Source organism: Sinorhizobium fredii USDA 257, assembly GCF_000265205.3.
Classification (GTDB): domain Bacteria; phylum Pseudomonadota; class Alphaproteobacteria; order Rhizobiales; family Rhizobiaceae; genus Sinorhizobium; species Sinorhizobium fredii_B.
On sequence record NT_187157.1, the window covers coordinates 1 to 8028 of the forward strand.

At 58.6% G+C, this 8028-nt stretch carries 12 protein-coding genes and 2 pseudogenes; 9 read left to right on the forward strand and 5 right to left on the reverse strand.

Going from position 1 to position 8028, the window contains the following annotated elements:
• The 4 genes from USDA257_RS32730 to USDA257_RS38215 form a co-directional block, all read right to left on the reverse strand.
• Positions 1–358: IS91 family transposase (locus USDA257_RS32730; protein WP_041415768.1), on the reverse strand; the 358-nt coding region annotated here is incomplete at its 3' end.
• Between the two features lie 9 nt (positions 359–367).
• Positions 368–1237 carry a tyrosine-type recombinase/integrase gene (locus USDA257_RS32735; protein ID WP_014857771.1) on the reverse strand — a complete coding sequence of 290 codons (870 nt, stop codon included), beginning with the start codon at positions 1235–1237 and terminating at the stop codon, positions 368–370.
• A gap of 256 nt (positions 1238–1493) precedes the next feature.
• Positions 1494–1838 (reverse strand): hypothetical protein, encoded by a 345-nt coding sequence (locus USDA257_RS38210; RefSeq protein ID WP_014857773.1) that lies wholly within the window; start codon positions 1836–1838, stop codon positions 1494–1496.
• A 4-nt stretch (positions 1839–1842) separates the two neighbouring features.
• The gene (locus USDA257_RS38215) at positions 1843–2208 is read right to left on the reverse strand and encodes a DUF1353 domain-containing protein (RefSeq protein ID WP_014857774.1); all 366 of its coding nucleotides are present in this window, start codon (positions 2206–2208) and stop codon (positions 1843–1845) included.
• Between the two features lie 128 nt (positions 2209–2336).
• Between USDA257_RS38215 and USDA257_RS36970 the strand changes: the two genes are divergently transcribed.
• The 7 genes and pseudogenes from USDA257_RS36970 to USDA257_RS36515 all read left to right on the forward strand — a co-directional run.
• Positions 2337–2504 (forward strand): hypothetical protein, encoded by a 168-nt coding sequence (locus tag USDA257_RS36970; RefSeq protein ID WP_014857776.1) that lies wholly within the window; start codon positions 2337–2339, stop codon positions 2502–2504.
• A gap of 49 nt (positions 2505–2553) precedes the next feature.
• Positions 2554–2946 (forward strand): IS66-like element accessory protein TnpA, encoded by a 393-nt coding sequence (tnpA, locus tag USDA257_RS32745; RefSeq protein WP_014330939.1) that lies wholly within the window; start codon positions 2554–2556, stop codon positions 2944–2946.
• Positions 2943–3290: an IS66 family insertion sequence element accessory protein TnpB gene (tnpB, locus tag USDA257_RS32750; protein ID WP_014330938.1), complete on the forward strand. Its 348-nt coding sequence runs from the start codon at positions 2943–2945 to the stop codon at positions 3288–3290. Before tnpA ends, tnpB begins: the two co-directional genes overlap by 4 nt.
• A gap of 45 nt (positions 3291–3335) precedes the next feature.
• The gene (gene tnpC / locus USDA257_RS32755; RefSeq protein ID WP_014330937.1) at positions 3336–4973 is read left to right on the forward strand and encodes an IS66 family transposase; all 1638 of its coding nucleotides are present in this window, start codon (positions 3336–3338) and stop codon (positions 4971–4973) included.
• Positions 4970–5581, forward strand: a complete 612-nt coding sequence (locus USDA257_RS32760; RefSeq protein ID WP_014857805.1) for a plasmid pRiA4b ORF-3 family protein — start codon at positions 4970–4972, stop codon at positions 5579–5581. The genes tnpC and USDA257_RS32760 overlap by 4 nt, the downstream gene beginning before the upstream one ends.
• Positions 5582–5610: 29 nt before the next feature.
• Complete coding sequence (locus tag USDA257_RS32765; RefSeq protein ID WP_014330935.1) at positions 5611–5901, forward strand: hypothetical protein; 291 nt, start codon at positions 5611–5613, stop codon at positions 5899–5901.
• Positions 5902–5915: 14 nt separating this feature from the next.
• A pseudogene (locus USDA257_RS36515) lies at positions 5916–6056 on the forward strand (ISNCY family transposase); the annotation flags it as partial.
• Between the two features lie 14 nt (positions 6057–6070).
• Here USDA257_RS36515 and USDA257_RS35775 read toward each other — a convergent pair.
• A pseudogene (locus USDA257_RS35775) lies at positions 6071–6254 on the reverse strand (DDE-type integrase/transposase/recombinase); the annotation flags it as partial.
• Between the two features lie 812 nt (positions 6255–7066).
• On the opposite strand from USDA257_RS35775, the gene USDA257_RS32770 reads away from it, so the two are divergent.
• Positions 7067–7576: an L-histidine N(alpha)-methyltransferase gene (locus USDA257_RS32770; protein ID WP_231698953.1), complete on the forward strand. Its 510-nt coding sequence runs from the start codon at positions 7067–7069 to the stop codon at positions 7574–7576.
• A 272-nt stretch (positions 7577–7848) separates the two neighbouring features.
• Positions 7849–8028 (forward strand): hypothetical protein (locus USDA257_RS37500; protein WP_080605871.1); only part of this gene is annotated, 180 nt, incomplete at its 3' end.

Below are 8028 nucleotides of genomic sequence, written 5' to 3' on the forward strand. Positions count from 1 at the left end.
GGATCGCATAGAGCTGCCGCTTGTTCTGATAGGCGATCGCGGCGATCTCGGCCGGTACGGTGAACACGACATGGAAGTACGGTACCGGCAACAGATCGGCCTGGCGGTCGGTAAGCCAGCGATCGCGCGTGGCACCCTGGCATTTGGGGCAATGGCGGTTGCGGCAGGAGTTGTAGGCGACGCGGCTCAAGGCGCAGTCGTCGCAGGTCTCGACATGGCCGCCGAGCGCCGCCGTCCGGCACAGCGCGATCGCCGCCATGACGCGGCGTTCCCCCCGGCCGAGACGACCGTCATGGGTACGACGATAAGCGGGGCCATGGCGGCGGAAGATATCCGCCACCTCCAGCGCCGGTCGCATGGCGCGATCTCAGACCGGCGGCACGACCTCGAGGCGCAGCCGGTCGAGCGGGCTCTCAGTCCGGGCGATCGTCGTTGTCGCCACCTGGGTGTAGTGCGCCGTCGTCGACAGGTGGGTGTGTCCGAGCAGCACCTGAATGATGCGGATATCGACGCCGCTCTCGAGCAGATGGGTTGCAAAGCTGTGCCGCAGCGTGTGCACGCTGACCCGCTTGGTCAATCCCGCCGCCTTGGTCGCCGACCGGCAGGCGGCATAAAGCACCTGCACATCGATCGGCTTGTCGCCCCGTCCGGGAAACAGCCAATCCTTGGGGCGCGCCAGCCGCCAATAGGTGCGCAGGATGCCAAGCAGCTGCGGCGACAGCATCACCGTGCGATCCTTGGCGCCCTTGCCGTGACGGACCTGGATCACCATGCGCTGGCTGTCGATGTCGGCCACCTTCAGGCTCACCGCCTCCGAGGCGCGCAGTCCGGCGGCATAGGCGGTCGTCAGCGCCGTGCGCGCCTTCAAGGACGGCACCGCTTCGAGAAACCGCACGACCTCGTCGGCGCTCAAGATCGCCGGCAGCTTGCGCGGCGTGCGCGCATAGGCAATTCGCTCGGGAAGCTCCGCCCGGTCCAGCGTCACGCCGTAAAAGAACCGCAGCGCGCAAACCGTCTGGTTGAGCGCCGGCCAGGAGACGCCCTGCGACACCAGGTACACCTGGAAAGCGCGCACATCCTCCAGCCCCAGCCGATCCGGCGAGCGGCCGAAATAACGGCTGAACTTTGTCACTGCATGCAGGTAGGATCGTTGCGTGGCCGGCGACAGGTTGCGGAGCGTCATGTCGTCGATCATGCGGCGGCGCAGCGGGTTCACCGCTGCCGGGGCGTCGGTCATCGGTCGGTCTCCTGGTCAAGGGTTGGTTCTCAACACCCCAACATCCCATCAGGAGACCGCGCCTCCAAACCCGACCTATCCCGCGTCAGCGGGTTAGTTCAATCCTTCGATTCCGGATTTCAATCCGATGCTCTAGTTGACGAAGCCTAACTTGGCCGCCGGTTGAAGCGATGATCTCCTTCTCAAGATCGTATAGTGCTGTCGGTCTTGAAAGACGGTCCCTCTTCCTCGCGTCCTCCATCGACGACTTGCACCGTTACTTGGTGATCTCATCACCACCGGCAGGCCGCTGATCACGAAGTGTTTGCTGGGGGTGAGCTTCGTCGGCGATCGCCATGAGTTCATCAAGCGTTAACGCATCACCAGAACGCTCCTTGAGATCGATGGTCGCCTTGATCGCCTTCAATTCGCCTGCGCTCGACTGATCGGCCAATTCCCCAGGCAACTGCACGAACGCGGCGTCCTTTCCTGTCATCTGGATGCAGTTCTTCCCAGCCGCACACTTCTCTCCGGGAACGAGATAGCCCCAGCGTGGACCAAAGGCATAGACGGCGTAGAACAGCAATTTCGCTTTCGGTTTCTCCAAGCCGCTGGCCAGCATGGCGTCATAGAAGACGCGATGCGTCTCTTTCCAAGTTCGAACGTGCCTGTCGCAGTACATGGATGACGGCTGCACGAATATAGCCGTCTTCCCATGGGGAACCGACAAACGGTTGCAATAGCGGCGGAATCGAAGCGCCGTCAGTCTTCGTCTCCTTGTTGGTCTGCCAACCCACTCCGTTCAAATCGACATATCCGAAATCTGCCTTGAGCAGCTTATGGCTTGCGTCACCGGGAATGTCGACAAGTCCGAAACTGCCGGTAAAGCAATTCCGGTCTTTGTTGGACTGGCAGAAATTAACCGCCAAAGTGCTGCTGGCACTGACTGCAACGCCAACCGCTGCAAGAAGCATTGCAACCATAGTTTTCATGAAAGCCCCTTCCATTTGAACGCGAGATTAGCAACTTTGCGTCTACAATCAACGCTAAATGGTATCGGATAAACTCGCTCCATGAAGATTGCGCGGCTCGGCTGAACAAGCGCGTTGCATTTCATTACTTGGCTGGCGGCCTTCCGGAAATAAAGCCCCACAGCGAGGATTTCCGCAACCTGGTGCTCGACCTGGTGCGTGAGCATTACCTGGATTTCGGACCGACGCTGGCGGCCGAGAAGCTGATCGAACGCCACCGGCTTGCCGGTATCCCCACGGTGACGGCCGTCTTGTGATGTGATGCCGAACATTGGAAGTCCTGGTGGTAGCACTGGGAGTAGTCCTATGACGAAGCAGCATATTGAGGTGATCACGTCGGTCGAGCGTCGCCGGCATTGGTCTCGCGAAGAGAAAGAACGGCTGGTAGCGGCGGCGTTAGAGCCTGGAACCGTTGTTTCGGATGTGGCGCGCTCGGCCGGGATTCATGTCAGTCAGCTATTCCGGTGGCGCAAAGAGCTCTGCCAAATGTCAGCGCCGTCCGTGCCTCCATTCATTCCGATTGAGGTCGTCGCGGCGTTGCCAGCGCCTGATCCTTTGGAGACGACACCGGCACCACGGGCGCGCAAGAAGCCAAGTATCGTGACGATCGAGCTTGGCCGCGGCCGGCGCATTCGAGTGGAGAGTGATGTTGACACCGAAGCTCTGGGCCGCATCCTCGATGTCGTGGAACGGCGATGATCCCGGTTCCGAGCGGCGTAAAGGTCTGGCTGGCGACGGGCTATACGGACATGCGGAGGGGATTTCCTGGCCTGTCGCTGATGGTGCAGGAGACACTGAAGCGTGATCCGCATAGCGGCCATTTGTTCTGCTTCCGCGGCAGGAAGGGCGGCCTAATCAAGGTGATCTGGCACGACGGCCAGGGTGCCTGCCTGTTCACGAAGAAGCTTGAGCGCGGCCGCTTTATCTGGCCGTCAGCGGCCGACGGCACGGTGGTGATCACGCCGGCGCAGCTCGGCTATCTGCTCGAAGGAATCGACTGGCGAATGCCGCAAAAAACCTGGCGTCCGAGCTCTGCTGGATAGTGGAAATGGCTGGAAAGGTCGGAGCGAATATGATTCCATCTCGCCATGACCGATGCGGCCGATCAGCTTCCCGACGACCTTGCCAGCGCGCATGCGATGATCCTCGCCGAGCGCGCGGCACGCCGTGAAGCCGAGGCCGTTGCTGCCCGAGCCCAGGCAGTGAACTCGCATTCGGATGCGCTGATTGCCAGGTTGAGGCTGGAGATCGAGAAGCTCAAGCGCGACATTCATGGCAGCCGCTCGGAGCGCAAGGCGCGGCTTCTTGAGCAGATGGAATTGCAGCTCGAAGAGTTGGAGGCGGACGCCAGCCAGGACGAATTGGCCGCTGAACTGGCGGCACGATCCTCGACGGTTCGGGCCTTCGAGCGCAAGCGTCCATCGCGCAAGCCGTTTCCGGAGCACCTGCCGCGCGAACGCGTCGTCATTGCTCCGCCAACAAGCTGCCCATGCTGCGGCTCGGCCAAGCTGGCGAAACTGGGCGAGGACATTGCCGAGACGCTGGAAGTGATCCCGCGCCAGTGGAAGGTCATCCAGACGGTGCGCGAGAAGTTCTCCTGCCGCGAATGCGAGAAGATCGCCCAGCCACCGGCCCCTTTCCATGTGACGCCGCGCGGTTTTGCAGGGCCAAACCTGCTGGCGATGATCCTGTTTGAGAAGTTCGGCCAGCATCAACCGCTGAACCGGCAAAGTGAACGCTATGCCCGCGAGGGTGTCGACCTCAGCCTCTCGACGCTTGCCGACCAGGTGGGGGCTTGCGCCGCGGTCTTGAAGCCCTTGCACGGATTGATCGAGGCGCATGTGCTGACCGCCGAGCGTCTACATGGCGATGACACGACCGTGCCGATCCTGGCGAAGGGCAAGACCGATACCGGGCGGATTTGGACCTATGTCAGGGACGATCGGCCGTTCAGCGGAACGTCGCCGCCAGCCGCCCTCTACTATGCCTCCCGCGATCGGCGGCAGGAACATCCCGAGCGCCATCTAAAGACCTTCACCGGCATTCTGCAGGCCGACGCCTATGGCGGCTACAACCCGCTCTTCAAAATGGACCGCGATTCTGGTCCGCTGACCCAGGCATTGTGCTGGTCGCATTCGCGTCGCAAGTTCTTCGTGCTTGCCGACATCGCCACCAACGCCAAACGGGGAAAGAACGCCACGCCGATCTCGCCGGTGGCGCTCGAGGCCGTGAAACGGATCGATGCCCTGTTCGATATCGAGCGTGACATCAATCGTCTCGCTGCAAGTGAAAGACTGGCGCGACGCCAGCGGGACAGCCGTCGTCTTGTCGAAGAGCTTGAGGCCTGGATGCGGGCCGAGCGGACAAAGCTGTCGCGCAGCTCTCCGGTCGCCGAGCCGATCGACTACATGCTAAAGCGCTGGGAGGGCTTTACGTCCTTCCTGGGCGACGGTCGGATTTGCCTGACCAACAATGCCGCCGAACGCGCTCTGCGCGGCTTCGCTCTCGGCAGGAAGTCGTGGCTGTTTGCGGGTTCTGATCGTGGTGCTGATCGCGCCGCCTTCATGGCGACGATGATCATGACGGCCAAGCTCAACGACGTCGATCCGCAGGCTTGGCTTGCCGACGTTCTCGCGCGTATCGCTGACACGCCGACAACAAAGCTTGCAGAGCTGCTGCCGTGGAATTGGACAGGTCCGCGGCCTATGATGGCTTTGGCATCATGACCGTCGATCGCATCGCCAGGCTACATATCCAACTCGACGATATCGAGCCTTTGATCTGGCGCAGGGTCGAGGTTCCACTCACGATGAGCTTGAAGGGGCTCCACGATGTCATTCAGGCCGTGATGCTGTTCGAGGATTATCATCTGTTCGAGTTCGAGGCTGGTGGGCGATGTTACGATGTGCCGGATCCAGAAGACCTCTACGAACGCAAAACCTTTGCTGCTCGCAACGTCCGCATAGCGGCACTCATCGAGCGTGGGATCGCGACCTTTAGCTACACCTATGACTTTGGTGATAACTGGCGGCACACTATCACGGTCGAGGCAGTGGAGGATGGAAACCCCAGCATCGAATATCCGCGCTTCATCGATGGTGAGCGCAGAGCGCCGCCGGAAGATGTTGGCAGCACCTCGGGGTTCGAGGAATTCCTGAACGTCATGGCGAAGCCACGGCATGCGCAGCATCGAGAGTTCGTGCGTTGGTATGGTGGCCGCTTCGACCCAGAAGATTTAAGCGTTGATATCATTCAAGACCGTGTCGCTAAAATTGCCCGCCGTCGGACACTTGGAAAAGCTGGATTTGCGAAGAGCCAAAACCAGCAGCACTGACCAAATCTGAAAACACAGAACGAGGCATCATGGGCTACCGCAACTCTGCCCTCTACACCCTGAAATATGTCGCCGCGATGCTTGATGAGGACGAAGACTTCTTGCGAGAATGTTCGATTGAGATGTTCTCTGAAGATGGCTGCTTGTGGGCATATGATGACTATCCGGCCTCGGAGCTCAGCGAGCACATCATCTTGTTCACCCAAGTGGGGATCGAAAACCTTCAACAGATTATCCGCAATCTTCGCGGAATTGGCGACCCGCCATCGAAACCAGTGGCAGAAAGAAATCGCAAAAAGCCTCGGCTACTGCGGTCCTGACCGGATGGTTACTCCTTGCCGTCAGCAAGGAGACGCTGCGTCAGTGGATGATGGAAGCCGGCATCTGGGTGTTGCGACGCGAACGCAAGAAGCGGGTTTTCCAGCCGCGCGGCCGGCGCGATTGCTTCGGCGAACTCATTCAGATCGACGGCTCGCCGGGGACAGATAAAAAGTCGATCGTGCTGCCAATTTTATCGACGGCGCGGTAAAGGTATGTCCATTGACCACGGACTTTCACACGCGCCAACTTGTCGACTGCAGCCGACGCCGGTGCCAACGCAGCCGCTTTTCGATCTCCGGCGCGTATTTCTAGCCCAGCGAAAGATCGTGTAGTGATCGACAGGCACGCCCCTTCCAACGTCATTTGTTCAAGACCCCTCCCAGATTCGGGTTTGTCTTTGATCCACGTCAAGGATTACTCCTTCAAACCCTGTAGCCTCTCTTATGGGTTCAGTGAAATACGCCATGAACAGACTCATCAGGCTTATCGGCGATTGCGCCGCGCTTCTGCTCTGACTACCGAGCCGTGCTTTCTCGTGTCTGGGATCGGCGACGGCATTCGGGGGACTACGCGCACCACCTTCGTTTGCGGCGGTAAGTGCGTCAACTGGGGATCCGACGAGCCGTTAAAGAATCGAGAGGCGATCAGCTTGAGCTTTCTTGAAACAAGTTTGCAGCTGTTTCGGCAAAAGTATGCGCCTGACTTAGGTGCTGAACAATACGCTCACCACACTGGAGTCGACCGGAATGGCAATCCAATGAGTGGCGCGTTGTTATGGGCTAAGGCTGAAGCCCAGAGGATCAGTAATGTGCTCGTCACTGGCACAACCAATATGGTGGATGCTGAACTCAAGTTAGCCCAAAAACTTCACGGGAGAGTCAGAGATTATGTTCAATGGCATCACCAGGACGAACGATGTCGTAAAGGAATTTCGGTTCTGGAGTATGGGCCTGGAACAGTGCGAGCCTTCCAACAGAAAACGCTTCCGCTTGTTATAGGTCTGCGAGGCGAAACCTCACGTTGCACGCTCGTCGACCGGTCAAGAGAATTCCTCGGGGACATAGCACAGTTGTCATCCGCTTTAGGGTTGAAAATCGAGTTCATACGCGGCGATATATTCTCTGGACGACGCTATTTTTCGACGATGAAGCGGCATTTATTGTCATGTTTGGCCGGACATTTGGAAATCTTGCTGTCCCAACAAATGATACGCACCCCATGGAAGCGGTCGTCGAGACGCTGAAGAAGATATCGAATAGTGCGAAGAGGTGCTGGGTTGCGATCTCAATTGGCTCAGATTTGAGGAGGGATGTGGCGAAGTCCTACTATGAAGCGCATCCTGAATTTCAGCTAAATGTGTTCTATAGAATGAAGGCAGAGCTGCCGGTCGACGGCAATTTCGATCCAGAGGCATTTGAGTATGAGCCGGATGTTATTGGTGGAGACCAATTCATGCAAGTCATACATACAGCGGTGGTCAAAAAGAACCTGGACTTTTGCATTGGCGGCAAGGATATCATCCTATTAAGTGGCGAGCGACTGCATCTGAAGAACTCTTTTTGTTTCTCTGAGTCGTTTTTCAAAAAATGTGCACACCGAGCGGGTTTTGTGCCAATAGATGTGCTCTCAGACGACGCCGGCTCAGCCATTCACGTGTTGCAGAAGGTGAATTAAACAAAACAGAAAGTGACCAGGAGTGATGTCAAGAGACAATGGGACCAGCGGCTCAGCGGCGCCTCGCCTTCGTCGATGCGCACGCTGACTTCGCCTTCCTGCTCCGCCTGAGCCAAGTGCGGAAAAGAGGTCGATGGCGGCGCCCTCGGGTGCAACAGGCGCAGCGAGTTCCAGCCGGTGCTCCACGATGACCTCTGAGCCTTGGTGGAGCACCGGCCGCTTTGATCCAGAGTTTGGGCGATGGCGAGTAAGCGAGTTAGGAAGCAACCAGAGTGTATCATAATTGGCTTGATCGTTGGGACGAGCGGCGGGCGCGGCGCGGTGAGGAAGCGAAGAAAGTAACGAATTTCATCCTCGACGCCGGCCGGGCCTTTCCGGCCGAGAAGAGGATAGAAACTATCGACGAGTTTTGTGTCCTTGCGGACCAGGCCCTGTCTGATTCATATGTGGAC